We start from the raw sequence: 24,247 nt of genomic DNA on the forward strand, positions 1-24,247 counted from the left end.
ACCTGCCGCGACACTTCGGGAGCGAAGGAGCTATAGCCACAGATACACAAATCAAATCAGTGTATCTGTGGCTTTTATGTTAAAACGGTGACTGAAACGAAGCAAAATCACCTAACACTAAATCCTTGTCTGATAAAGAAAACTCTTTAGGATCTAAATAAGTTGCCCAATCAATATTGATGGTTGGATCATTCCACATGATGCCTATTTCCGAAGCCTTATCATAGTAATTGCTTACTTTATACGTGAAGATGGTATCATCCTCTAAAGTTAAAAAACCATGTAAAAAGCCAGGAGGTACCCATAATTGTTTGTGGTTTTCACCACTTAGTTCAATGGCAAAATGCTGTCCATAAGTAGGAGAGTTTTTTCTGATATCTACAGCGACATCAACTACGCGGCCCTGTATTACCCTTACCAGTTTGCCTTGTGCAAATGGATTTGCTTGAGCATGCATTCCTCGTAACGTACCTTTTTTGGAAAAAGATTGATTATCCTGTACAAAAGTGACATCAATGCCTGCCTGCTCAAAAATTCTTTGATTAAAGCTTTCGTAAAAGTAACCTCTGCTGTCTTGCCATAGTTTTGGCTCAATCACAAATAGGTCTTTGATTGGTGTTTCTATTAAGTTCATAAATTATCCTACAAATTCCATTAATGTGGTAAAGGTAACCAGCTTATTAGGGTACCTGTTATACATTTCGGCAATAAAAAGTTGTTCGTGTAAATCTAAAAAGGTTTGATGACGAGTTTCGTCCTCGGCAATAAATTGTATAGAATAGCTCAAGCCCTCATTGGGAGAATTTACAATTTTTAAAAGTCTGTAAGATACAAAGCACTCTTTATCCATCAATTGAGGGATATGGCTTTCTTTCATCCATTGCAGCCAATCAGTTGCCGAAGCTTCTTCAATAATTACGGTTACATTAAATAATAGCATGCCGCAAAGATACACTTAAGCACCTAAATTATCCCCACGCATGTTGCGGTATCTTTTCCTCGCCTCGCTGTTGAGCATGCTGCCAGGGAAATCAGTAATCAACTGTTGATATAGCTTTTTGGCCGCTTCAATATTGTTCAGCTGATGTTCATAAAGATCTGCTAAGGTAAAAATGGCATCATCAATCCAAATACTGGTAGCGTGGTTGGCAATCAATTCCTTTAAATTCTCTTCCGCCTTAGCAAACTCACTAGTCTTGATATAGATTTTAGCCTTCGACATGAGCACATCATCCGTCAAACTATTCTTTGGGAAAGCAATATCAATGCTGTCTAATTTCTTAATGGCTGCGGTATTGTTGTTCAAAAACTGTAGCATCTCCGCGTCCGCATACATCATCAGTGCCAAGCTATCGTTTTTGCTTTGCAGGTTGTCTGAAATTAAAAGACTCAGATTTAAAGCATCGTTGGCAATCAACTGAGAAGTGGAAGCCTTAAGCACATCAGCTTGTGATTTGGCGTACTTAAAGTTTCCTTGATAAAAAGACAGTCGAGCCGAACGAAAGCGAGCTTCGCTGGCAATTGGAAGGTTTTCGTATTGCTTGGCTACTTGTTCGTAAATCAGCACTGCTTCCCAAGGCTGTTTGTTCAGCAGATAAATATCGCCCAAATCTATTTTGATTTGACCAAGTTCCATGGCGGGCAAACCAGGAACTTTTAAGGCCTGTTCTAAAGTTTTTTCTGCTTCAGACAAATTATTCAAATAATAAGCCTGTAAATAAGATAGTTTTTTAAGTGCAAAAATAGTTTGGTTGCTAATCCCATACTGACTGATCACCTGGGTAAATTCATCAGCCAACGCCTTAATAGCTACCTGATCTGTTTTACCTTGCATTGCCAATTCATATTTAGCATTAATGAGTTGTATTTTTGCCGCCAAATAAAGTTCTTGTTCAGGACCTTTGCTTAATAAATATTCATAGGCCTTAATGGCAGGGCCAAAAGCTTTATTGGCCACAAACGTATTCGCCGTATTAAAAATTAAATCAGAAGCATTTTTAGCTCGCTTATCTTGGGCAATAAGCTGTCTTAACGCCATGTCATATTGCTGCTGTTGGATGTATTGCCAAATCAGCAATTCAGTATAAATTTCGTTTTGAGGGTCTTTCTGTATCTTTTTAAGCAAAGCTGATTGCAATAGTTGGTAATCACCATTGCTTTCAAAAACGCTAGAAAGCACACTTTGCGCTTGAGGGATTAACTGTGGATTGGCAGGCAGCGCATTGATGTATTCGTCAATTAAGGCTTGTTTATCCTTTTTAAATCGATAAATACTTAATAGCTCAAAAGTGAAAAGCTGTTCATCGCCAAGCACCTTACGGCCCTGTAAAAAAGTATTAACGGCCATGTCATAAGTTTCGAACCTGTAAAAAGCGTTGGCCAAATCTCTAAACTGAAATTCGTTTTTGGGTACATTTTGTATGGCAGTATAATAAATCTTGTTGGCCTCAGTGGTTTTACCAAGTTCTTGATAAATACGGCCAAGCGCAATTTGATAGTTGAGTTTTTGAGGTGATTGTTTGATGAGTCTTTTAACCAGGTTTTCGGCCTCATCGTATTTTTTGATTTTCAGCAGCGAAGTATAATAAAGATCAAAATAACCATCGTTTCTGGTGCTGTTAAAGAGCTTTTCGAGTAGTGAAGCCGCTTTCTCGTAATCTGCCTGCTGATAGTACTGATAGGCCAGTGCTTCATCTATATTTTGTTGGGCAAAACTAAAGGTGCACCAGCAACAACCAAGAAATAATAACATCAGACGTTTCATCGGCAAATTTCGCTATTTGCTAAAATTAAATTTTTTAAGCTTATAATTACGAATTGAAAATAAAATAACGCTAGGAGAGATACTGTATTTTAAATGTTACGGTCTATTTTCTGTAAAATGCCAAATTGTTATTTTATTTGGATATAACTAAAGCCTCTGATAAAAGTAACAATGTTAATGCTAATAGCCCAACAGCTATAGGGGTTGTGTAATTTTGCGACATGATGATTGCAGTGAAAAAATATGTATGGTTGTTGTTGGTGGTAGCGCTTTTGGCATGTAATCGTGATGCACAAGTGAGGGAAATCCCTGTAAACGACTTTTTTAAAACCCAAGATCGGGCATTGTATCGTCTATCTCCCAACGGAAAATACCTCTCTTATTTAACGCTTAAAGATAAAAAACAACATCTGGTGGTTGAGGATTTAGAAAAGGGAAGCATCACCGAAATTTCAAAACTCGAAGAACGTAATATCAATTTTTATTGCTGGGTAAGTAATGATGAACTGATCTACTATAAAGAAAAGGAAGGTAGCAGGTTTCAAACCGACTTATACATTGTCAACAAAAATGGCACCCAAGAGCGTGTTTTAAGTAATGATGGCAAAAGCAAGGTGCGTTTGTTGGAAGATCAACTGATAGAAGATAAATTTCTATTGGTAAGTAGTAACAAGCGAGATTCTACCGTTTTTGACGTTTATAAATTGAACGTACGCGATGGACAGATGATTGTGGCAGCTAAAAATCCAGGTAATTTTACCGATTGGCTAACGGATAGTAAGGGTAAGTTGCGCATGGCCATTTCTACCGATGGCGTAAACGAATCTGTTTGGTACCGTGAAAATGAAGCCAGACCATTCCAAAAAATCATTACCAATAACTTTAAAACTACCTTGTGGCCTGTAGCCTTTTCAGAAAACAAGCCCAACACCATTTATGCCATTTCTAATGTAAATAGGGATAAAAATGCTTTGGTAGAAATTGATTGTATCACAGGAAAAGAAAAAAATGTACTGTTTGCAGAAGATACTTTAAATGTAGTAGAGGCGCAATACTCCAAACGCCGAGGCAAAATGGATTTTGTCGTGTACGAAACCTGGAAAAAGGAAAAACATTATTTGAGTGATGATGCTAAAAAGCTTTATCAAGGATTGGAAAAATTAATTCCTGATGCCGAATCGAAAATTATTCATCAAGATAAAAACGAACAACATTTTATTGTAAGGACCTTTACCGACCGTAGCCCGGGCGCTTACTACCTTTATAATTCGGGAAGCAACTCCCTGAAAAAATTGAGCGACATCAACCCTTCCATTAAAGAGGATGAAATGTGCGAAATGAAGCCTATTAGTTATATCACTAACGATGGTTTTAAAATCAATGGATACTTAACTTTACCATTAGGCGTACAGCCAGAAAATTTACCAGTAGTGGTAATGCCGCATAACGGCCCAGGTCAGCGCAATTCGTGGGGTTTCAATGCCGATGTGCAATTTTTAGCCAATAGAGGTTATGCAGTGCTGCAGGTGAACTATAGAGGTTCCACTGGTTACGGCAAGGAATTTTATGCAGCGGGTTTTAAGCAATGGGGACAAAAAATACAGCAAGATGTAGATGCTGGCGTGCATTGGCTTATTAAACAAAAAATAGCCGACCCACAACGTGTAGCCATTTATGGTTATGGCTTTGGAGGACTTATTGCCATTAACAGTGCTGTAAACAATAACAAGTTATATAAATGTGCAGGTTCAAGCACTGGCATATTAAATCTTTTCAGTTACCTAAAAGCAATTCCACCGTTTTTAACTTCTAACCTTCAAATGTATTACGAAATTGTAGGTAATCCAGATAAAGATGCGGAATACATGAGGCAGGCTTCTCCAGTTTTTCATGCCGATAAAATAAATATCCCTGTATTCATTACGCAAAACTCTAAAGATCCACGGATCAATGGGAATGATGCAGTACAGTTTGTAAAGGAGCTTAAAAAGTTAAATCTACCTGTAACTTATATGGAGAAGGAAGATAGTAAGTCACCTTTGAATAGAGAGGAAGCTCGAAAAAAATCATACGCTGCACTTGAACTTTTTTTACAAGGTAACCTAAAAAAGCGCTAAGTCATGGCCATGGAGTCTGTTAAAGAAAGCGGTTACCGTAAAAACTTTTCCCTAATCGTTGCATTTATCGGCCTAATCTCGGTACTCTTTGTACTATCGTTGTTTTTGGCGTTCAATTTCAGCAAAAAGAAAATCGAGGGTGACTTTATTTCCGCAAAAACGAATGTGCTAGAAGAAAGTATCAAGCCCTATAATGATTTCTTTTCGAACAAACTGCCAGAAATTTCTTACTACAACGGTTTCCTTGATTCGGCTACAGCCGCCAAGTTTGTAGATACGATTTTACTTAAATACCCTTTCGTTAAAAAAGTAGTTTTCTTTGATGCCGAGGTACGTAACATGCGTTACGAGGATAATGGACTAAATGTTGGGGAGTTTTCTGTAGGGATGAAAAACGCGTATCAATTTGGAACCTATATTCCCGAAGATTCAGTAAAGATTTTTGGTCCAAATGCCGTACAAAGCAATGCTACGCTGGAGAGTTTTAATGAGTTGGCTTTGAAGCTTTATACTTTTGTAAATAAGCTCGACACTGCCAGAACGCCCACACAAGAGGAACTTTTTAATATTTTCTCTAATATCAAGCATAACCGGATAGATTACTTCAATATTCCACGTTTTGAGGATTTGAAGATTTACAAGCAGATGATTACAAAAAAGCTGCCGTCTGAACCAGTTTATCAGCAAGACATGCTTTCTTTTGAACTTGATCCTATGAAGATTAAGATCAAGAACAATCGTCCGTTGCTTTACCAGTCGGTACGTATTGAACCGATTACCTACGATCCTTTGGAAACTTCTTCGGAATATGAAACTGGGGAGATTACTTTGGGTGGTCCTTTTTCGGCTTACAAACTATACTTCATCTCTGCAAAATCTTTTATTAAGAAAGAGATTTTTGGCTACTTTTTCCCTATTGCTGCGCTGATATTGATTTTTTATGGACTGTTATTACTCGTTGCCTTTTTGATCTATCGTAATCTGAACATTAACCATAAGATGTTTAAGCTGCAATATGATTTTTTGACCAACCTAACGCATGAATTTAAAACACCCGTTAGCGTCATTAAAATTGCAGGCAATAATATTAAAAGCGCTGCAAGCATCTCCGAAAGGGAGCAAAAACTATATGGCAAAATTTTGGATGAAGAAGCCGATAAGTTGAATGGCTTAATGAATAAGTTGCTGGCTTTTACCCAAATTGAAAACAAGGCCATTAAGCTCAATGAAGATCGCGTGGATATGGTTGAGTTTATCGAAAGTACCATTGATGTCCATCAGCTTAAGCATCCAGATTTTAAGCTGACTTATGAGGTTACCGACTTTACACATTTCATCACAGATCCTGTGCTATTGGGTAGTTTGTTTGATAACTTGGCAGAAAACGCGTATAAATATTCGCCTCCCAATAGAAAGCAATTACACATTACCGCTAGGTTAATTAAAGATAAAGTGGTTTTACGTTTTAAAGATGCAGGTATTGGTATTCCTGCGTCGGAAATTAACAATATCTTTAAGAAATTTTATAGGATTCAAAATCAGTATAACCAAGCAGGAAGTGTAGGCTTAGGTTTGGCTTTTTGTAAGGAACTTGTTAATTTTATGAAAGGTGAAATTAGTGTGCGCAGTGTGGTAGACAAAGGCACCGAGTTTAAAATCGTATTACCGTTTAATCAATGATAGAATGATAGAATGAGTGAATAATAGCATTCAGTCATTCAAAATTTAATCATTTAAAAATTTAAATAGTTATGTCAAAAGATATTAAAATACTAATTGTTGAAGACGATGAAAACCTACGTTTTTTAGTGGTTCATCGACTAAAGAATGAGGGATATCAGGTTTTGGAAGAAGGTGACGGCCTAGCGGCAGTACAGACCATTAGCACTGAAAAACCTGACATTGTGCTTTTAGATTGGATGTTGCCTGGAAAAGAAGGTTCTGAAGTTTGCGAAGAAGTACGTAAGCAAGGTTTTGAAGGGCTTATTATCATGATGACAGCTAAAGCGCAAGATGTGGATAAAATAGATGCCTATCAATTTGGAGCATCAGATTATGTAACTAAACCATTCAATATGGATGTTTTGGTAGCCATGTTAGAAAGTAAAGTGAAGTTTTTATTGCACGCCGACCGTTCAGAAATACACCGTTTTGGCAATATGGAACATCATCCAAATATCCACACGCTTTTCCGTGACGGGAAGAAAATAGAATTGACCATTTTAGAAAACAGGATATTACTTTACTTCCTTCGTAACCCTAATCAAGTCATCAGCAGAGAAGATTTGATGTTGGAAGTGTGGGGCTACAATTCAGATGTGAACACACGTACCTTAGATATGCACATTGTACGCTTGCGTAAGAAAATAGAGGCTAATGCCGATAATCCACAGCTGTTACAAACCGTAAGGGGAGTAGGTTACCGCTTCAATGCAGGATAAAGAAAAGGCCTAGGATTTAATCCTAGGCCTTTTTTAATTCTTATTTTGACCAGGAGCATAAGGTTTAGCAGATTTAGACCCTGTTGCTTTTTTCACTTGCCCAGGTGGAACTTTTCCACTGTTACCTGCCGTTGCATAGCACGAAGCAAATAAGGTAACTGCAAAGCATAGTATCGGGATAAGGAGTTTCTTTTTCATTTCAGTTGGATTTTCTTAATGTTTTGCAAAGAACATGCCAACTATACAAGAGGGTTACGATATTGGAAGCCAGCTACAAGCAACCAATATAAGGTACTGCAGCAGCATTGTGCCATCTAAATAAAAGAAATAATAGTATTCGTTTCTTTTGAAATTAGACTTAAAGATGAGCCAGCCCGTAAGTAATACGGTTAGCGTAAGTCCTATCACATCCAGATTAATGTCTTTGGTAAATAATACCAGCAGCAGCAGATAAACTGCCAATAAGGCTTGGCAAAAAATCCAGGCTTTTTTTTCGCCTAGCATTACTGGAATGGTTTTAAGCTCGTAAAGTTTATCCTGAAATAAATCTCTGATATCAAAGGGAACGGTAATAGCACAAACGAAAAGAAATCTTTTAGCTACCAACAATACCGTTTCGCTCAGTGGAACTTGAATTTGATGTAGGCTTTCCAGCTCAACAATGGGTAGAAGCACGCAGCTGCTTGCCCAAACAAAAGAAATAAGGAAGAGCTTAATGCCTGGAATATTACGCAGGCCTATTTTCTTTTGGTTAAAACTTAAGAAAGGAATATTATAGGCCACCGAGAGTAAGCCCACAAATACCATGAGCAACTTAGATTCGAAGCTTAGGTAAAGCAAGCCTAAAGGAATTAAACAGAGCGCAGAAATAAGTGTGGTGGAAATCGTGAACCTATGATGGGCAAAAATCCATCTTACACGTTTAAAAGGAGAATTTTGAGGCGCTTTAGGTTTAGAGAGCAGCACCGCTAAATTGTAGATCAACAAAGTAGAAAAGAACAAAAAAGCCAACACGTGCTCGCTAGGTTTTGCTTTGAGCAAATGATAGGTGACCAAGCCTTGAGCTACTGCACAAATAGCAATAAAGAAATTGCTAAACAGCAAAAAATCAAGAATGGATAGACCTATTTTTCGAATCATTAATTTTCAGTTATAAGTTGCAGGTTATGAGTTGCTTGATGGTACATAACTTGTAACCCATAACAAGCAATACCTAAGCTTTGCTTAACGTAAATATCGTGATTTCTGGCAAAATACCTACACGGCCAGGATAGCCCAAAAAGCCATATCCCACATTTACATACAATTGTTGCTGTTGTTCGGCATATAGACCCGCCCATTCTTTATAAATATATTGAATAGGACTCCATTGGGTTTCCTTTAACCTTACGCCAAATTGCATACCGTGTGTATGGCCGCTAAACATCGCATCTATCTGTGGGTATTTTTGTAATACCTCTCCACGCCAATGTGATGGATCGTGCGAGAGCAATAGTTTTACAGGCAAATCATCCGTATTTTGTGTCGCTAATTCCATTTTTCCATATTTCGGAAAACGGCCCATTCCCCAGTTTTCAATGCCAAGAATACCTATTTCCTCACCGTCAACTTTCAATCTACGGTGCTCATTCATTAAAAGATCCCAACCCATAATTTTATGAGTGGCCACCATATCCTGTAGGTTTTTCACTTTGGCTGGCGAACTGCCTCTGCCAAAATGATAATCACCATAATCGTGATTACCCAACACCGAATAAACGCCTAGTGGTGCCGTTACTTTACTGAAAATATCCTGATAGTCTTTTACTTCGCTGGTGAGATTGTTCACTAAGTCGCCAGTAAAAAACACGAAATCGGGCTTTTCGGCAAGGAGCATTTCTACGCCACCCTTTACGGCCGTTTTATTGTAAAAACTTCCCGAGTGGATATCCGAAACCTGTGCCATGGTAATGCCATCAAAGGCGCTAGGCAAATTTGGAAGCTTAAGGTTTACTCTCCTGATCTGATAATCGTAAGCGCCAGAAATAATGCCCCAACTTAAGGAACTTAGGGGAATAGCCCCTGCAATTAACCCTGCTTTTACCAAAAATGAAGAACGACTGATAGGTTCACCAGCAATGGTTTCTTTTGCCGCCTCAACAGGTTTTTTGCGTTTCAGCAATCTGCTGAATTTGATAATCAACCGTCTTAGGTCATCAATCAACAGGAAGGGTAATATAATCGCTTTGCTAGCGGTAAGAAGGAAGAATGCAACTAAAATAATGGCTCTAGCAGTTAAAAATAGATTAAGATAGATGGCACAAAAAACGCCAATAATCAAACTGATGTTGACTACCCACCACGCTCTTTTAAAGAATTGTTTGGTACTTTGTTTCCAGTTTTTAAATACAGCTAATATGGCATTGTAGCAATAAATATCAAATAAGATGACGATGAAGCAAAGTACTGTAAGAAATATTGTTCTTCCCATAGGGATAAAGTTAATTAGTTTGAGTGTTTAGATGGATTAAGTTTTCAAATGTTTCGTTGGTCTTGCCATATCTTTGTCATACTGATGATAGAAGAAGGAGTTAGTGAAGACTTACGAAGTTTTTAAAACTTCGTAAGTCCATATAGAGCTAGATTTCTCTCTCGCTTCGCTTCGTTCGAAATGGCGAGCATATTAACTATCCAAAATCTTCATCATCTTCATCAATGTCTGCATTGAATAAACTCTCAAACATATCAGAAAACCCAAAGCCACCGTTCAGGTAGTTTTTATTCAATTGCGAAAACTCCGATAGTCCATGCAAAACAAATTCCATGAGCAATAAAGTTTGGTTTTCGCTCAACTTAGGGTGGAACTTTTTAATCAATTCTTCCAAGCCCTTTACCTTCTGCAGTTCTTTTTTATACGCCGCCAAGGTTAGGTTATCATCCACGTCAATGGTATTGCCTTCGGTAAACCACTCCGTAATTTCGGTGTAAGGATTAGCCGTTTTACTTTTCTTCGCTCTTGTTGGATCTGGGAAATAACGGACAAATAAATGCTTAATAGCTTTCCCAATTAACGTATGCGCTACTTTAGCGGGACCTTCCAGTTCACCTTCGTACACCAATTCTATCTTTCCAGTAACCGCGGGGATAATGCCACTAAAATCAGAAATACGCACGAAAGTATCTTTTTCTTTGTTGATGAGCATCCTTCGCTCGGCATTGCCAATTAAATTTTCAAATGCCGAAATGGTCAAACGAGCCGAAACACCCGATTTTTGATCAATATATTCACTCTTTCTGGCTTCAAAAGCTACCTGTTCCACTAAATCTTTCACCAAGCCATCCGCTTCGATCAAGCGTTGTTCAGGCGTAAGCTTAGCCTCCTGGAAAGTAATCTTTCTCGAAATCTCTATCGATTTAGGATAATGGGTTAGAATTTGACTTTCAATACGGTCTTTCAAAGGCGTTACAATACTTCCACGGTTGGTATAATCTTCAGGATTTGCGGTAAACACAAATTGAATATCCAAAGGCAAACGAAGCTTAAAACCTCTGATTTGAATATCCTTTTCTTGCAGCATGTTAAATAAAGCCACTTGAATCCTCGCTTGTAAATCGGGAAGTTCATTGATCACGAAAATGCCACGGTGCGCTCTAGGGATTAAACCAAAGTGGATAACCCTTTCATCGTTGTAGGTCAATTTCAGGTTGGCAGCTTTAATGGGATCTACATCTCCAATCAAATCGGCCACGGTCACATCAGGCGTAGCTAGTTTTTCAGTGTAGCGTTCGCTGCGGTGCAACCATGCAATAGGGGTATCATCACCTTTGGTGGCAATTTCATGATGCCCGTACCACGAAATGGGATTCAAAGGGTCGTCGAAAATCTCGCTACCCGCAATATAGGGAATGTACTCGTCCAGCAAGTTCACCATTAAACGGGCAATACGTGTTTTGGCCTGTCCCCTCAAACCCAACAACAATACATTATGTCGGGCCAAAATTGCAGTTTGCAGTTCGGGAATGACGGTTTCATCGTAACCCAAAATCCCTTCAAAACCTGCTTCTTTTTGCTGTAACTGTTTAATTAAATTTTTCCTAAGCTCGTCTTTAATACTTAACGATTGATATGAGGTTGCTTTTAGTTCTCCTAGAGTTGTTGCTTGCATATTTTTTATTTAGTCGGGAAGTCCTTAAAGTCAGGAAGACCGAAGTATCATAGGCATGCTAACTTCGGCCTTTCGGTCTCTTCACTTTCGGACTACCGTACGGTTCTTCTTCTGTTTTTAATATAATCTTCAAAAATGTACTCGCCTAAGCCATTTAGCGAGCTGTAAAAGGCCCTGCCGCCATTAATTTGTGTAAATTGCCTCACAAACTGCTGCAAGTAAGGGTCTTTGGCAATCATAAACGTGGTGATGGGAATGTTTAATCTTTTACACTGTGCCGCCATGTTCAGCGTTTTGCCAATCACTTTTCTGTCCAATCCCACACTGTTTTTGTAATAACGCCCATTCTCCTTCAAGCAAGTAGGCTTGCCATCCGTTATCATGAAAATTTGCTTGTTGTGCGTTTTTCGCCTGCGTAACAAATCGGTAGCCAGTTCCAAACCTGCAAAAGTGTTGGTATGGTAGGGCCCAACTTGCAAGTAGGGCAGGTCTTTAATGCTGATTGGCCAAGCATCGTTCCCAAAAACCACGATGTCCAAAGTATCTTTCGGGTATTTGGTCTTAATCAGTTCAGCCAAAGCCATGGCCGTTTTCTTAGCAGGAGTAATGCGGTCTTCCCCGTATAAAATCATCGAGTGCGAAATGTCGATCATCAACACAGTAGAAGTTAAAGTTTTGTAGTCCTTTTCTTCCACTTCCAAATCACGTTCTGTAAGCGTGAAATTGCCTAAGCCATGATTTATTTGGGCATTGTGGATAGAAGCCGTCATGTCGATTTGGTCCAAACTATCCCCGAAATTAAACTCCCGTCGGTCTGCATTTTTTTCTTCGCCAATCCCCGAAATATTGCTGTTATGATTACCCTTTCCAGCTTTTTTAAGCTTTCCGAAAATTTCTTCCAAGGCCGACTTACGAATGGTTTGTTCCGTTTTGGCAGTGATTTTTACCTCCCCATCCTCTTCCTTCAAATAGCCCTTGTCCTTCAGGTCTTCAATGAAATCACCCATTCCATAGTCGTTGTTAGTAAACTTGTATTGCTTGTCCAACTCATTCATCCAAGCCAAAGCTTCGCCAGCATCCCCAGCCGTGTAATTGAGGAGTTGCGTAAATAATTTCAGCAATTCATCAAAGCCACCTTTGGGCAATTCGTTCGGTAAAAATTTAGAAAACTGATAACCTTTCATATCGCTCTTAGCACCTTTCATTAACGTAACAACTAAGGTAATGGTTTGCCAATGGAATATTTTAAGGCAGATGTCATATTCTTTTAAGAAGTGCCTTTTGCCATTTGCTGTTAAAATAGTCCATTTTTAGCATTTTAAGACTTGGAAATGATCGTTCGTTTTCCATCGGATACGCAAGTCCTGCTGTTCGCTACTATCTTTTTGTTGTAGCCACTGCCCTAAACCTCGTAGGTTTCAAAAACCTACGAGGTTTTTTCCTTGCGTTGGTGCAACAAAAAGGATAACGCTGCCATCTGGTTTATTGAGCAAAGGCATTGCATCTAATTTTTTCCTGTCATTCCAACGAAAGGATGAATCTCATAAAGCGGAAACGCTGAACAACTAACAAATAAGATGGTCAACGTTTAGCTCCAGTGCCCACTGCTATAAAAAACCTCGTAGGTTTTTAAAACCTGCGAGGTTTGAATGCTTAAAGCTTTCCTCGCTCTGCAAGTAAAATAATTACAGCGCCAATGGTGTAGGCCCATATATCTTCCCAAGCAAAATAATTTCCAATCACTACATTGGCTAATCTAGAATGTTCCAAGCCCACTCGTTTTACAAATTGAAAATATTGGAGTGTTTCTATCAGATAGGCAAAGAGTAACACGCCAATAGTTGTTTTTAAAACAGGTAGGTTAACGAAAGCTTTTACAAAACAATAGATGAGAATAACCACCAACACATCGCCAACATAAGGGCGAACGAATTGGTCATTAATGTAAAGTGCAATCAGGACTTCTGTGATGAAAAGGATCACGGCAAGAGCAAAATACCTGATGTTGAATTGTATTTTCATTGGCTTTTGTATTTATGGTGCATGAAAATAAATTTATTAGATTTGTTAACAAAGGTTTTTTATGAAAAGATTATTGACGATCCTATTATGCTTTGTGGCTAGCCATGTAATGGCCCAAACCGCCCAAGACCGAACAGCGATTTTAAAAGTGTTGGAAGACCAGTGTCAAGGTTGGAACAAAGGAGATATGGATGCTTATATGCAAGGATATTGGAAAAGCGATAGTCTGCTGTTTGTTGGTAAAAATGGGCCTACTTATGGCTGGCAAAAAACTTTAGATAATTATAAGAAAGGTTACCCGGATAAAAGTGCGATGGGCTTTTTAACTTTCGGTATTAAAAAAATAGATTTTCTGGCAAAAGATAGAGCCTTCGTGTTGGGCAGTTGGAACTTGAAGCGAGAAAAAGATGAACCCAAGGGATATTTCACTTTGCTATTGAGAAAAATCAGTGGGCAATGGAAAGTGGTTGCAGACCATAGTTCTTAGCTAAATTTGGGCCTCCTTGCCGTGTCGAGGCACGAGACATCAAATAGATTCTGCGCTAAGCTCTGAATGACAAGGCTATTTCATCGGAGCCAACTTCCTATACTTCCTCGAAAAATAATACAAGGAGTAAATCGTAAGCGCTACACCAATGACAGACAATATCATCACGCTGCTCGAAAAGAAAGTTACCCAGTTCAGTTGTATTTTGAAAATCTCCTTGCTTACGAGGACTCCAATGCTGCCTACATACCCAAAAGCATCGGCAATATAAATGAGAAAGCCAACGTTGCTGGCATATTTAAAGGTAGAAATCAATCGGTCGAAGAAAATGGCATTAAAGGGAATGTAAACCATGTACAAACCAAGCCCTACTAAAGTCATCCAAGCAATGGGGCTCAGTTGTCCTGATTTAAATAATAACGTACAAGCTCCAGCCAAAATAAAACCTATTAGAATAAAATAATGCGCTGTTTTTAACGCTACAAAATTATTTTTAATCATCACCATGCTACCAATGAGCGCGAGTACAATTAAGGTAATTGGTGTTTCGGTTTTAGAAAATATGGCTGGTTGGTTAAAGAACCCCATTTCCTTCCACATCTCGGCACTGAAGTTATCCCTAATGTCCCTAAAGATGGTAGCAAAACAATAGATGATGACACAGGCGACAATTCCGCCCAAAAAATCACGAATGAATTTCTTTCGGTCATCAGCGGTCATGGCTACCCGTTGCGACCTAAAAGCAATGTCTTCCGCATCTGGCTGGGGAATTCTTTCCATCAAGTAAACAAACAAAAGCAAGGGAAGGCAGAATACCAATCCAGCATAAAAAGGCATCCAAAATTCGCTAATGCCAAAATTGTTCATCAGCAAAGCACCTACAGATTTCACAAAGCCAGAAGCAAAAATAAAGCTAACAGCTAGCGCTGCTCCAATAAAATCAGTACTTCTTCGTCCTTCTACATAAGAAAATACAACGCCCCAAAGCATGCCTAAAGGGAAACCATTTACAAAAAGAAAGACAATGTTGTAAGGGGATGGAACGATGGCAAACAGTAGCCAGCTTAACCACGCAATGCTAGTAAGCACCAATATGATTTTGCCACGACCTGTTCGTTGTAGTTCGGAAATGTATTTGATGCCATAAAATTTTGCCAATAAATATCCCAGCATTTGGCTAATCACCAACACTGTTTTATAGCTGTATCCAGCAATAGTTAAGCCATCAAAAGTGGCTACGGTAAAAGTTTTACGGTAGCCGAAAATCATGGTGTAGGCTAAAAACACCACTACGGCGGCGTAAAGCCCAGTTTGGATAGATTTACGGGTATTGGTTTGGCTCATAAAAGGTTAATCTTAATTGAAGATAACCTAAAATAGCACGAAAAACTAAAGAAGTCGCAATGAAATTACACGGACGCTGTACTGCGGATTTGCTCAATTTCTTTGAGTGCCGCATTCCATAAATTAATTCGTTGTTTTAAGGCTTCTTCTACTGCAGCTGAAGCTTCGTTCCAAGCATTTTCTTCATTCCCACAAAGTTCGCTGGTCATCTCCAATGCCAAGTGGCTATGGTGATCGCCATCCACTTCAATATGTCGGTCTAAATAATATTTGAAAATAGTGACTTGGTCAGGATGTTTGCTGTTTAAATCATTCACCATGCTGTGGAACATATTGGGAATTAAATCTTCACGGCCGAAGGTAAAAGCTGCTGCGGTAGCGTGGTTTTTGCCTGCATTGATGATGGCAAAAGTACTATTGATAAACTGTTGTGCTGCCAATGGAACGTTCGCCAGAGCATAAGCTTCTTCAAAGGTTTTTCCCACTTGAAGCGATTGGATAAACGTTTGGATAGGCTGGGTATTGGCCCCAACTTGTACCATCGCATCAATATATAGTTCAAAATGACTTTTGATATCGCCCTTTTCGTCCACATCAGATTCTTCGCCAGCAACAATTTCATTGATCAATTGTCTTGTTTTGGCATTTCCAACAGGGAACCAAGGTAGGGTAGTGCAGGTAAGATTGATCTGTAATGCTTTAAGTAACGACATGAAATCCCAAACGGCATAAATATGATGCTCCATGAAAATACGTAACTCGGGTAGCTCGCTAATTTGAGTGTAAACACCATGGTTTACAATTTGATTTCTGAGCGTTGCTGTTGTTTGGTTGATTTTCTCGATATGGGAATTCATTTTGGGGGATATTTTTAAGGTTTACGAAGTTGTTTGAAAAATCGTAAGTGTCTGTTGTGGGTGTTTTTATTGTTCTAAAGTGAAGTTCTTGTAGTAAAAATCTTTGTCGGCATCGGTAATTTCACGGATTACCTTGCACGGATTGCCTGCTGCAAATACATTGTCGGGAATGTCTTTGGTGACTACACTGCCCGAGCCAATCACGACATTGCTGCCAATGGTAACGCCAGGGTTGATGACTGTGTTGCCGCCCAACCAAACACTGTTGCCAATGGTAATGGGCTGTGCCCATTCATGTTCTTGGTTACGTAAATTTGGGTGTATTGGATGTCCTGCGGTGTAGATAGCCACATTTGGCCCAAAAAAAGCGTGATTACCGATTGAAACTTTCGCACAATCTAAAATCACTAGATTGAAGTTACTGTAGAAATGATCGCCAACTTCAATATTATAACCGTAATCGCAACGCAAAGGCGGTTCTACATAGAACATGGTTTCGGTTTTGCCAAATAGTTTTTTGATGAGCTGTTTGCGCTGCTTGATTTGTTTTGGAGGCAAGTTATTAAATTCGAAAACAATTTCACGAGCCTTTAATCTATCATTGGCCAGTTCATTATCTCCAGCTTGATAGGCTTTGCCAGCCAGCATCTTTTCTTTTTCGGTAAGTTGCTTTTCTCCCATAGTTCGCGAAATTAAGCAATGGCGTAGCTAAGCTGCAATTATTTTTACGTTTATGAGATTTGGGTGTTTTTTTGCAGGTTTTTGTGTCTTAAACCCGATTGCACGGTTATCCTTTTTTGGTGCCTGTAGAAGGGCTGCTTGCAAGCACTTTGAAGAACTCAGTGTAATGTTGGATGGCAGTTCCATCCACAAAAAAGATAAAAGTAAAAGCGGGGCTATCGTAACCGACGCCCCGCTGCAAGTGCTTTTCTGAATATTTTTAAAGTTTGCCTTTTGCGTAAGCGTTTTCTGCTCTTTTTACAGCTAGCTTTTCGCGGTAGTTGGCATATTTTTCTTTGAACATCATTTTGATTAAGCTGTCTACTGCGCCATGTCTAAATAAGCTCCAAACGCTGGCTACTTTACGGCTAATGGATTGGTCCCAAGCTCTTAAACTCAAAGAGAATGAGCCATCTACGTATTTCATCCAGTGCCACATTCCAGTAGGCATAAACAGGGTGTCGCCATGTTCAAGGAAAACTTCGTAACCTTCGATGCCGTTTAATGACGGGAATTTTTCGAAATCAGGATTGTCTACTTTATAATCTTCCAAAGCATAAGTTGCATTTGGTAAGCAATAAAGGCGCTTTTTCCATTTGTAGTCGAACAAGATGATATGCTTGCGACCACCAAAGTGGGTATGGAAAATATGTGGAAGGTCAATGTCGTAATGTAGGAAAGTTACCGAGTTTGAGCCGCCAAAAAACATGGCAGGCATGCTTTCGATAAATCCGCCCATTAAATCTTTAGGGATTTTGATGTCGTTAATTAGGCTTGGTACTTTTTTGAATAAGTTGAAGAAAAATATCCTTAATTCTGTAGGCTCACGCTTAATAAGATCAAGGTATTCGCCAAATTTCATGTGTGTGGTTGCAGCGTTAATAGGTTTGCTTGGGTCTGCTTTTGAATTGTCGTAAAGCGGCACTTCAAGCTCTCCTGCAATTTCCTTCAAGTACTCGGTAGTCCACTTTTCTCTTGCAGGCCAGTCTTTGGTAAGGCCTTTAATAATTAAAGGACGTTTTTTCTTCAGATAATTCTTCTTAAAGTCCTCTGGGGTGATGGATTCTACGGTGTCAACGGGTTTTAATATAAAGCTCATTTGGTGTAGTTTATAAACTTTCGGTTAATTTAAGCTAAATTAATTGGTACAAAGTTGTAATAAAAAACTTAAAGATGTGTGACTATTGTGTAAAAGTAGGGAATAAAGTGATGTAAATCATAATGTTTTTTAGCCCTAAAAGACTCAGGTAACCTTGGTTTTTTTTATGAGCTTGGCAAAATATTTAGGGAAAAATCTCTTTAGCAGAACGCCCTTTACTTCTTTTCCGCCAATGTAAACTTCATCTTTCTTGTTTTCAATTGCCTTGATGATTTGTTTAGCACATTCATCTGCCGCCATTCCGTTTTCTTGGGCAGCGTCCATCGTTCCTTGTGTGGTGCCGTTGGCGGTTAAGGCGTTAATGGTGACTTTGGTTTTGATGAAACCTGGACAGGCTAACATGATATGGATATTTGGATTGTCCAACTCTATTCTTAACGATTCGAAATATCCGTGTAGCGCATGTTTGGATGCGGAATATGCCGAACGGAACCTGGTGCCGAACTTGCCAACTAAGCTGCTTACACATACAATGGTCCCAGTATTTCGGTTAATCATTCGTGGTAAAACGGCTTTGCTTAAAATTACCGTTCCCCAAAAATTGATGTCCATAAAGCGCTGTTCCATTTTAAGGTCAGTTTCTAAAGCTAAGGCCCTCTGGCTAATGCCGCCACTGTTAATCAGTATATCGATATGCCCGTAAATACGTATTGCATCCGCGGCTTTGGTAGGAAGGCTTTCACTATCTTCAAGGTCCAGCGAAAGTACGTGTACGTCGATTTGGTTACGGCACTTTTGTTTTACACGGAACAATTCATCTCTGTTGCGAGAAGAAATAATGAGTTTCGCACCAGCTGCATTTAGTTCGTATACGAGTGCCTCGCCAATTCCCGATGATGCACCTGTGATCCATACTATTTTATTGTTCATCATATCGTTTTACGATTTTACCTCCAAAGGGGAAGTAGTGATTTTAGTTTAATTCATCTTCGTCTAAGAAAAGTGCTGCGGCAATACCATCCGCAAATAATTTTCCTTTATTACTAAGATAAATGTGGTGGTTGTCGATGTAAACTTTTTCGTCGGATAGATAAGGTTTGATGTTTTTAAGGATGAGTTCCTGTGGTTTTTTACCAAACTGGGCATTCACTTTTTCAAGGCTGATGCCCCACATGGTACGTAGTGAAGTCATCACATATTCGTTAAATTGATCAGCGTTGTTCAGCTGTTCGATGGTTTCAGGCAGCTGTTTTTTACCAATGCTTTCTAAATATTTTGCATTGTTGGCAATGTTGATATAACGATTGATGCCATCAAAACCGTGGGCAGAAGGTCCAATCCCTAAGTAAGGGACACCTTTCCAGTAGTTGGTGTTGTGAACTGCATATTTCCCTGGTAAACTGTAATTGGAAATTTCGTAGTGATCAAATCCATTGCCGGTTAAGGTATCTACCAACATGAGGAACTGTTCAGCACTTTGGTCGTCGCTCACCATCGGTTGTTTGCCTTTTTCAATGGCATTGGCAAGGGCTGTACGTGGCTCAACGGTGAGTGAATAGGCCGAAATATGAGGTACTTCAAGCGAAATTGCCGTTTGGATATTGCTAGTCCATTTCTCGTTGTTGAGTAAAGGATATCCGTAAATAAGATCAATGGTTAGTTTTTCAAAACCAGCATCTTGACTTCTTTTAATACAGTCGGTAGCTTCTTGCGCATTGTGGGCACGGTTCATCCAAATCAAATCTTCATTGAAAAAAGATTGTGTCCCTATGCTAAAACGGTTGAAGGGCAATTGCCTTAATTCGGTAATTTTTTGAGCGGTAAGGTCATCTGGATTGGCCTCTATCGTGATTTCGGCATTGGCAGAAATGGAGAACCACTGTTCAATGGTTGCCAGTATTTTTTGCAGTGCAGCACTTGGTAAGGTGGTTGGGGTGCCGCCGCCAAAGTAAATGCTCTCTATTTGCTGGTTTGCCAATCGGTCTTTCTTCATCACTATTTCCATGCAAATGGCTTCCACCATTTCATCTAAGTATTTAGTAGAAGTGGTAAAGTGAAAATCGCAATAAGTGCAAGCTTTTTTGCAGAAAGGAATATGGATATAAATACCTGCCATTTTTGCAAAGGTAGGTTAATTTGAATTTAGGCAATCACAGAGCGGGGCTAATTTTTTATAATAGGAGAGTCAGATTAATTTTATGTTGCTATTTTAGCGATATGATAGCTGTAAATGAGTATTTTGATGGAGCCGTGAAATCACTGGCTTACGAAAACAATGGAAAGTCTACCGTGGGCGTGATCAATGCTGGCGAATATGAATTTGGCACATCCACGCATGAAACGATGACTGTAGTGGAAGGTGCAATGGAAGTCTTGCTTCCTAGTCAAAACGAGTGGAGAACTTATCTCGCTGGACAGCAATTTGAAGTGCCAGCCCATACTTCATTTAAGGTAAAAGCCGCACAGCAAGTTGCTTATTTGTGCAAATACAAATAGAAAAGCTGAAATAAGCCTGCCTCCTTTATTATTTTTGATGCGTATGAGATGCTTAGTTGTATGGCTTTTGATTTGTTTTAGTGTAAGCTCATCGGCGCAGCAGATCTATAGAGTATCGGTAGTTTTGCCCGATACCGCTAAAGCTATTGCCAAAAAAATCTCCTATCAAAAAGAGGTCTCAGATAGTTTGGCTGTTTATCGCGAAGCGGAGAAGGTATTGTCGCAACTGCAATTTCGGGGCTATTTGTTGGCAGAAATTAGCAAGCTAAACTTTAAAGGAAAAGAGGCAACCATCAGTATTTTGCCTCATCAATTGTACCGATGGGTCAGTTTGTCTAGCGGTAATTTACCTAGTGCAGCTAAGCAAGCAGCTGGATTTAGAGAGCGAAGCTTTGAAAGTGCCGCTTTTAATGCAGACAGGTTAAGCCATCTTTTTGAAACACTTTTAACTTATTACGAAAACAATGGCTATCCATTTGCCAGCGTGAGCTTGGAGCAGATCCATATTTTGAATAACTCAATTTCGGCCAGTGTTCATGTAAAACCTCAACAACGGCTTTTTTTTGATACCATACAAGTGGTGGGTAGCGGTCAAATTGCTCAAAAATACATACAATCCTACCTTAATATTAAAGCTGGCGCTCCATACGTCGAAAAAACAGTTCAAGCCATAGAGAACCGTTTGCGTGAGCTGCCTTTTTTAACGGTGGTAAAGCCAACAGAAATTAGATTTTCGGGGGAGAAAGCCAAGGTGAGTATCTTTGTGAACAAAAGAGATGCGAACCAGTTTGATGGAGTGGTTGGTCTGCAACAAAATGCGGCTACGGGTAAAACACAGTTGGTCGGAAATTTAAGGTTGCATTTGCAAAATGCTTTTAAAAGGGGAGAGCAACTTAACTTTAATTATCAGGGACTTTCTCAACGCAGCCAATTACTAGATGTGAAAGCGATAGTGCCACATGTATTGAATACAGATTTTGGTCTAAGTCCAAGTCTTTATTTGTATAAACAAGATTCATCTTTTTTAAATGTAGATACCAAGCTTGGGTTTAATTATCTAATGAAAGGCAATAATACTTTTCAGTTTTTTGTCGAGAACAAATCCTCACGACTTTCATCCGTAGAAGCTTATCAAAATGCAACCACACTGCCGCCAGTATTGGATGCCAATACTATTTTTTACGGGTTGGGATTAAATATGGAAAATCTCGATTATCGCTATAATCCGCAAAAAGGCTATAGCTTGGTCTTGGATGTGGCCGTAGGAAGTAGAAAGATCAAACGTAATGCGGCCATCCCCGAACAGCTTTATCAAGGAATAACATTAAGCAGTACTTCTTACCGATGGTTTAGCCATATTAATTATTATATCCCATTAGCCAAACAACTTGTTTTTGCTTTGGCAAATCAAACAGGGATTATTAACAGTAAGCAATTGCTTGAAAATGAAGTATTCAGGCTTGGTGGGCAACGAAGTTTAAGGGGGTTTAATGAACTTTCAGTACTGGCCACCCAATATACCTATGGTAACGCCGAACTAAGATATTTGCTGGAGCAAAACTCTTTTCTTTTTGCTTTTTATAACCAAGGATATTTGCAATACAAGGCCTCAAAGCAAAGCTACACCGATTTTCCTTTGGGTTTTGGGGCAGGTGTGAACTTCGAAACCAACTTAGGAATACTTTCCATAAGCTATGCATTAGGCAAACAACGAAATAATCCCTTAAATTTGCGCAACGGGAAAGTGCACTTCGGCGTTACTGCCCTATTTTAATATGTCAAAAAAAAGCTTTTTGTTTTTCTTTCTAATTGCCGTAACGACTGTCTTCAGTCAAGCACAAGTTCCAGTGCAAAAAGATACAGCACATAATGTTCTGTTTTTGCAAGATAGTTTGCTTGCTGATACCGCGCAGGTGAAGGCCATAGATACTTTAACGCCCAATATTTTAAAAATAAGAGATTCGCTAACCAATGCGCTATGGTTGGATAGTTTGAATCGTGGCTATGGTTTTGAAGTATTCTCTTTGCAAAAAGTAATTGCCCAAGCAAATAATCCTCAAGAGAAAGTAAGCTACCAACATGGTCAGCTTTTGCCCAAGGGGGATGTTTGGGTTTTGGGTATTATTGGATTTTTGTTGGTGCTTTTTGCCATTTTAAAGAATGCTTTTGGCAAGCAGCTTAGTTCAGTAGTACAATCTTTCTATAGCAATAGAGCACTTGCCAACTTGAATAAGGAAGATAACTTGGTGACGTCCTGGTCATTTTTGTTGTTATTTATCCAATTCGGCTTTACTATCGGGATGTTTTTTTACCTCGCTGCCCAGTACCAAAATTTACCAGCAGCCAATCAGGGAGGGTTTAGTTTCTTTGTAACAGTTTCGGTAGGTGTAATCTTTTTATATTTGCTTAAAATAATATGTCTTAGGTTTATTGGTTTCGTATTTGATGTGCAGCGCCCGCTTCATCAATACATCTCAATATTATATTTAAGTTATTTTAATACCTCTTTATTGTTCATTCCCATCATCATAGCCTTTGCCCTATCTGCTAAAAAATACGGTGCTAGCTATATCGTCTTAGGGATATCAGCCTTGCTGCTCATCTTTGTTTTTCAGTTCATAAGGGCAGCAATAAATATTTTATCACAATATAGGTTTCCTAAATTGTATTTATTTTTGTATTTTTGCACCCTCGAAATTTGCCCTATATTGATATTAATCAAGGCAGTAGGTATATAAGTGCTAACTAGGAAAATGCAAGAAAACAAAGACGAAAGATTGCGCAAGGTAAAAAGTATATTGGTAACCTTGCCTAAGCCAGAAACTGAAAAATCGCCATATTTTGATTTAGCCAAGAAGTATAATCTAAAAATAGATTTCCGCTCTTTTATTCACGTTGAGGGCGTTCCGGCCAAAGATTTTAGGAAAGAAAAAATCAATTTGGTTGATTATACGGCAGTGGTTTTTACCAGCAGAAATGCTGTTGATCATTTTTTTAGGATTTGTGAAGAGATGCGCTTCGAAGTTTCAGTGAATTTAAAATACTTCTGTATCTCAGAATCTACGGCACTTTATCTCCAAAAATATATTCAGTACAGAAAACGTAAGATTTTCTTCGGAAAGCAAACGGCTGCTGATTTGGCTGAAGTACTAAAGAAACACGCGGGGGAGAAGTTCCTTTACCCTTGTTCGGATGTAGCAACTGAGGATACCATGAACTTTCTTCAGAAAAATGGCTACGATGTAACACCTGCGGTACTGTTTAGGACCGTGGTAAGCGACCTTTCTGACCTGGCTGATGTGTTTTATGACATCCTAGCTTTCTTTAGCCCTTCGAGTATTCAGTCACTGTATATAAATTTCCCCAATTTTCTACAGAATAATACTCGTATTGCAACTTTTGGTTTAAATACCCAAAAAGCGGTGGCCGATAAAGGTTTGATTGTGGATATTGCGGCACCAAATCCAGAAGCACCTTCAATGATTATGGCGCTGGAGAACTATATCAAAAAATCCAACAAATAATTGCTCAAATACCTGTTTATAGGTATTGATATGCAGTTGGTTATCGTTTAACTTGCAAATTAAATGCTTCTTAGATGACGATAACATAATAAAGCAATAAAAATAGCGTTAACTTCTACTGGTTGTCAGGTAGGTACATTTAAAATGTGCCTATTTGATGACCTTTGGTGGTTTTACGGATAAAACCGTCGCTTTAAAGACGAGTCAATTATCTCTAAAATTCTTGCGTTT

At 39.0% G+C, this 24,247-nt stretch carries 23 protein-coding genes; 8 read left to right on the forward strand and 15 right to left on the reverse strand.

Going from position 1 to position 24,247, the window contains the following annotated elements:
• Positions 1-79: 79 nt before the first annotated feature.
• The 3 genes from rfbC to DUT70_RS16410 are packed head-to-tail and all read right to left on the reverse strand — an operon-like array spanning position 80 to position 2,764.
• Positions 80-634 (reverse strand): dTDP-4-dehydrorhamnose 3,5-epimerase, encoded by a 555-nt coding sequence (gene rfbC, locus DUT70_RS16400; RefSeq protein ID WP_113648434.1) that lies wholly within the window; start codon positions 632-634, stop codon positions 80-82.
• A 3-nt stretch (positions 635-637) separates the two neighbouring features.
• A complete protein-coding gene (locus tag DUT70_RS16405) occupies positions 638-940 on the reverse strand; it encodes a DUF4286 family protein (protein WP_113648435.1) in 303 nt (100 codons plus the stop codon).
• A gap of 15 nt (positions 941-955) precedes the next feature.
• The gene (locus tag DUT70_RS16410) at positions 956-2,764 is read right to left on the reverse strand and encodes a tetratricopeptide repeat protein (RefSeq protein WP_113648436.1); all 1,809 of its coding nucleotides are present in this window, start codon (positions 2,762-2,764) and stop codon (positions 956-958) included.
• A 221-nt stretch (positions 2,765-2,985) separates the two neighbouring features.
• Between DUT70_RS16410 and DUT70_RS16415 the strand changes: the two genes are divergently transcribed.
• From DUT70_RS16415 to DUT70_RS16425, 3 genes are all read left to right on the forward strand, one after another.
• Positions 2,986-4,881 carry a S9 family peptidase gene (locus tag DUT70_RS16415; protein ID WP_240432156.1) on the forward strand — a complete coding sequence of 632 codons (1,896 nt, stop codon included), beginning with the start codon at positions 2,986-2,988 and terminating at the stop codon, positions 4,879-4,881.
• Positions 4,882-4,884: 3 nt separating this feature from the next.
• On the forward strand, positions 4,885-6,561 hold the full coding sequence (locus tag DUT70_RS16420; RefSeq protein ID WP_240432158.1) for a sensor histidine kinase: 1,677 nt from the start codon (positions 4,885-4,887) through the stop codon (positions 6,559-6,561).
• A 71-nt stretch (positions 6,562-6,632) separates the two neighbouring features.
• The gene (locus DUT70_RS16425) at positions 6,633-7,322 is read left to right on the forward strand and encodes a response regulator transcription factor (RefSeq protein WP_113648437.1); all 690 of its coding nucleotides are present in this window, start codon (positions 6,633-6,635) and stop codon (positions 7,320-7,322) included.
• A gap of 33 nt (positions 7,323-7,355) precedes the next feature.
• Here DUT70_RS16425 and DUT70_RS21220 read toward each other — a convergent pair whose 3' ends face one another.
• The 6 genes from DUT70_RS21220 to DUT70_RS16450 all read right to left on the reverse strand — a co-directional run bounded on the left by DUT70_RS21220 (position 7,356) and on the right by DUT70_RS16450 (position 13,489).
• Positions 7,356-7,520 (reverse strand): hypothetical protein, encoded by a 165-nt coding sequence (locus DUT70_RS21220; RefSeq protein WP_162926636.1) that lies wholly within the window; start codon positions 7,518-7,520, stop codon positions 7,356-7,358.
• A 54-nt stretch (positions 7,521-7,574) separates the two neighbouring features.
• A complete protein-coding gene (locus DUT70_RS16430) occupies positions 7,575-8,462 on the reverse strand; it encodes a UbiA prenyltransferase family protein (RefSeq protein ID WP_113648438.1) in 888 nt (295 codons plus the stop codon).
• 73 nt (positions 8,463-8,535) lie between these two features.
• Positions 8,536-9,792 (reverse strand): metallophosphoesterase, encoded by a 1,257-nt coding sequence (locus DUT70_RS16435; protein WP_113648439.1) that lies wholly within the window; start codon positions 9,790-9,792, stop codon positions 8,536-8,538.
• 196 nt (positions 9,793-9,988) lie between these two features.
• Positions 9,989-11,467, reverse strand: a complete 1,479-nt coding sequence (locus tag DUT70_RS16440; protein ID WP_113648440.1) for a sigma 54-interacting transcriptional regulator — start codon at positions 11,465-11,467, stop codon at positions 9,989-9,991.
• A 92-nt stretch (positions 11,468-11,559) separates the two neighbouring features.
• Positions 11,560-12,651, reverse strand: coding sequence for a vWA domain-containing protein (locus tag DUT70_RS16445; protein WP_113648538.1), 1,092 nt, complete (start codon positions 12,649-12,651; stop codon positions 11,560-11,562).
• A 469-nt stretch (positions 12,652-13,120) separates the two neighbouring features.
• Positions 13,121-13,489: a ribosomal maturation YjgA family protein gene (locus tag DUT70_RS16450; protein ID WP_113648441.1), complete on the reverse strand. Its 369-nt coding sequence runs from the start codon at positions 13,487-13,489 to the stop codon at positions 13,121-13,123.
• Positions 13,490-13,550: 61 nt separating this feature from the next.
• Here DUT70_RS16450 and DUT70_RS16455 point away from each other — a divergent pair, with 61 nt between their 5' ends.
• Positions 13,551-13,976 carry a YybH family protein gene (locus DUT70_RS16455; RefSeq protein ID WP_113648442.1) on the forward strand — a complete coding sequence of 142 codons (426 nt, stop codon included), beginning with the start codon at positions 13,551-13,553 and terminating at the stop codon, positions 13,974-13,976.
• Positions 13,977-14,051: 75 nt separating this feature from the next.
• On the opposite strand, the gene DUT70_RS16460 is transcribed toward DUT70_RS16455, so the two are convergent.
• The 6 genes from DUT70_RS16460 to hemW form a co-directional block, all read right to left on the reverse strand.
• The gene (locus DUT70_RS16460; RefSeq protein WP_113648443.1) at positions 14,052-15,320 is read right to left on the reverse strand and encodes a DUF5690 family protein; all 1,269 of its coding nucleotides are present in this window, start codon (positions 15,318-15,320) and stop codon (positions 14,052-14,054) included.
• Positions 15,321-15,385: 65 nt separating this feature from the next.
• The gene (locus DUT70_RS16465) at positions 15,386-16,177 is read right to left on the reverse strand and encodes a DUF3050 domain-containing protein (RefSeq protein ID WP_113648444.1); all 792 of its coding nucleotides are present in this window, start codon (positions 16,175-16,177) and stop codon (positions 15,386-15,388) included.
• Positions 16,178-16,243: 66 nt separating this feature from the next.
• Positions 16,244-16,858, reverse strand: a complete 615-nt coding sequence (locus DUT70_RS16470; protein WP_113648445.1) for a sugar O-acetyltransferase — start codon at positions 16,856-16,858, stop codon at positions 16,244-16,246.
• Positions 16,859-17,117: 259 nt separating this feature from the next.
• On the reverse strand, positions 17,118-17,996 hold the full coding sequence (locus DUT70_RS16475; RefSeq protein WP_113648446.1) for a cupin-like domain-containing protein: 879 nt from the start codon (positions 17,994-17,996) through the stop codon (positions 17,118-17,120).
• A 144-nt stretch (positions 17,997-18,140) separates the two neighbouring features.
• Positions 18,141-18,926: an SDR family oxidoreductase gene (locus DUT70_RS16480; RefSeq protein ID WP_113648447.1), complete on the reverse strand. Its 786-nt coding sequence runs from the start codon at positions 18,924-18,926 to the stop codon at positions 18,141-18,143.
• A gap of 43 nt (positions 18,927-18,969) precedes the next feature.
• Complete coding sequence (gene hemW, locus DUT70_RS16485; protein WP_113648448.1) at positions 18,970-20,112, reverse strand: radical SAM family heme chaperone HemW; 1,143 nt, start codon at positions 20,110-20,112, stop codon at positions 18,970-18,972.
• 101 nt (positions 20,113-20,213) lie between these two features.
• Here hemW and ppnP point away from each other — a divergent pair, with 101 nt between their 5' ends.
• From ppnP to DUT70_RS16505, 4 genes are read left to right on the forward strand one after another with little or no spacing between them, the layout of a single operon-like run.
• The gene (ppnP, locus tag DUT70_RS16490) at positions 20,214-20,492 is read left to right on the forward strand and encodes a pyrimidine/purine nucleoside phosphorylase (protein ID WP_113648449.1); all 279 of its coding nucleotides are present in this window, start codon (positions 20,214-20,216) and stop codon (positions 20,490-20,492) included.
• A 43-nt stretch (positions 20,493-20,535) separates the two neighbouring features.
• Positions 20,536-22,266: a ShlB/FhaC/HecB family hemolysin secretion/activation protein gene (locus tag DUT70_RS16495; RefSeq protein WP_162926649.1), complete on the forward strand. Its 1,731-nt coding sequence runs from the start codon at positions 20,536-20,538 to the stop codon at positions 22,264-22,266.
• Position 22,267: 1 nt separating this feature from the next.
• A complete protein-coding gene (locus DUT70_RS16500) occupies positions 22,268-23,230 on the forward strand; it encodes a DUF4271 domain-containing protein (protein WP_113648451.1) in 963 nt (320 codons plus the stop codon).
• A gap of 15 nt (positions 23,231-23,245) precedes the next feature.
• Positions 23,246-24,016, forward strand: a complete 771-nt coding sequence (locus tag DUT70_RS16505) for a uroporphyrinogen-III synthase (RefSeq protein ID WP_113648452.1) — start codon at positions 23,246-23,248, stop codon at positions 24,014-24,016.
• Positions 24,017-24,247 lie beyond the last annotated feature (231 nt).

Source organism: Pedobacter chitinilyticus, assembly GCF_003313385.1.
Taxonomy (GTDB): domain Bacteria; phylum Bacteroidota; class Bacteroidia; order Sphingobacteriales; family Sphingobacteriaceae; genus Pedobacter; species Pedobacter chitinilyticus.

Coding starts and splice junctions, on each gene's coding strand:
- rfbC (WP_113648434.1), bottom strand. CDS start 634: ATGAACTTAATAGAAACACCAATCAAAGACCTATTTGTGATTGAGCCA.
- DUT70_RS16405 (WP_113648435.1), bottom strand. CDS start 940: ATGCTATTATTTAATGTAACCGTAATTATTGAAGAAGCTTCGGCAACT.
- DUT70_RS16410 (WP_113648436.1), bottom strand. CDS start 2,764: ATGAAACGTCTGATGTTATTATTTCTTGGTTGTTGCTGGTGCACCTTT.
- DUT70_RS16415 (WP_240432156.1), top strand. CDS start 2,986: ATGATGATTGCAGTGAAAAAATATGTATGGTTGTTGTTGGTGGTAGCG.
- DUT70_RS16420 (WP_240432158.1), top strand. CDS start 4,885: ATGGCCATGGAGTCTGTTAAAGAAAGCGGTTACCGTAAAAACTTTTCC.
- DUT70_RS16425 (WP_113648437.1), top strand. CDS start 6,633: ATGTCAAAAGATATTAAAATACTAATTGTTGAAGACGATGAAAACCTA.
- DUT70_RS21220 (WP_162926636.1), bottom strand. CDS start 7,520: ATGAAAAAGAAACTCCTTATCCCGATACTATGCTTTGCAGTTACCTTA.
- DUT70_RS16430 (WP_113648438.1), bottom strand. CDS start 8,462: ATGATTCGAAAAATAGGTCTATCCATTCTTGATTTTTTGCTGTTTAGC.
- DUT70_RS16435 (WP_113648439.1), bottom strand. CDS start 9,792: ATGGGAAGAACAATATTTCTTACAGTACTTTGCTTCATCGTCATCTTA.
- DUT70_RS16440 (WP_113648440.1), bottom strand. CDS start 11,467: ATGCAAGCAACAACTCTAGGAGAACTAAAAGCAACCTCATATCAATCG.
- DUT70_RS16445 (WP_113648538.1), bottom strand. CDS start 12,651: ATGAAAGGTTATCAGTTTTCTAAATTTTTACCGAACGAATTGCCCAAA.
- DUT70_RS16450 (WP_113648441.1), bottom strand. CDS start 13,489: ATGAAAATACAATTCAACATCAGGTATTTTGCTCTTGCCGTGATCCTT.
- DUT70_RS16455 (WP_113648442.1), top strand. CDS start 13,551: ATGAAAAGATTATTGACGATCCTATTATGCTTTGTGGCTAGCCATGTA.
- DUT70_RS16460 (WP_113648443.1), bottom strand. CDS start 15,320: ATGAGCCAAACCAATACCCGTAAATCTATCCAAACTGGGCTTTACGCC.
- DUT70_RS16465 (WP_113648444.1), bottom strand. CDS start 16,177: ATGAATTCCCATATCGAGAAAATCAACCAAACAACAGCAACGCTCAGA.
- DUT70_RS16470 (WP_113648445.1), bottom strand. CDS start 16,858: ATGGGAGAAAAGCAACTTACCGAAAAAGAAAAGATGCTGGCTGGCAAA.
- DUT70_RS16475 (WP_113648446.1), bottom strand. CDS start 17,996: ATGAGCTTTATATTAAAACCCGTTGACACCGTAGAATCCATCACCCCA.
- DUT70_RS16480 (WP_113648447.1), bottom strand. CDS start 18,926: ATGAACAATAAAATAGTATGGATCACAGGTGCATCATCGGGAATTGGC.
- hemW (WP_113648448.1), bottom strand. CDS start 20,112: ATGGCAGGTATTTATATCCATATTCCTTTCTGCAAAAAAGCTTGCACT.
- ppnP (WP_113648449.1), top strand. CDS start 20,214: ATGATAGCTGTAAATGAGTATTTTGATGGAGCCGTGAAATCACTGGCT.
- DUT70_RS16495 (WP_162926649.1), top strand. CDS start 20,536: ATGAGATGCTTAGTTGTATGGCTTTTGATTTGTTTTAGTGTAAGCTCA.
- DUT70_RS16500 (WP_113648451.1), top strand. CDS start 22,268: ATGTCAAAAAAAAGCTTTTTGTTTTTCTTTCTAATTGCCGTAACGACT.
- DUT70_RS16505 (WP_113648452.1), top strand. CDS start 23,246: ATGCAAGAAAACAAAGACGAAAGATTGCGCAAGGTAAAAAGTATATTG.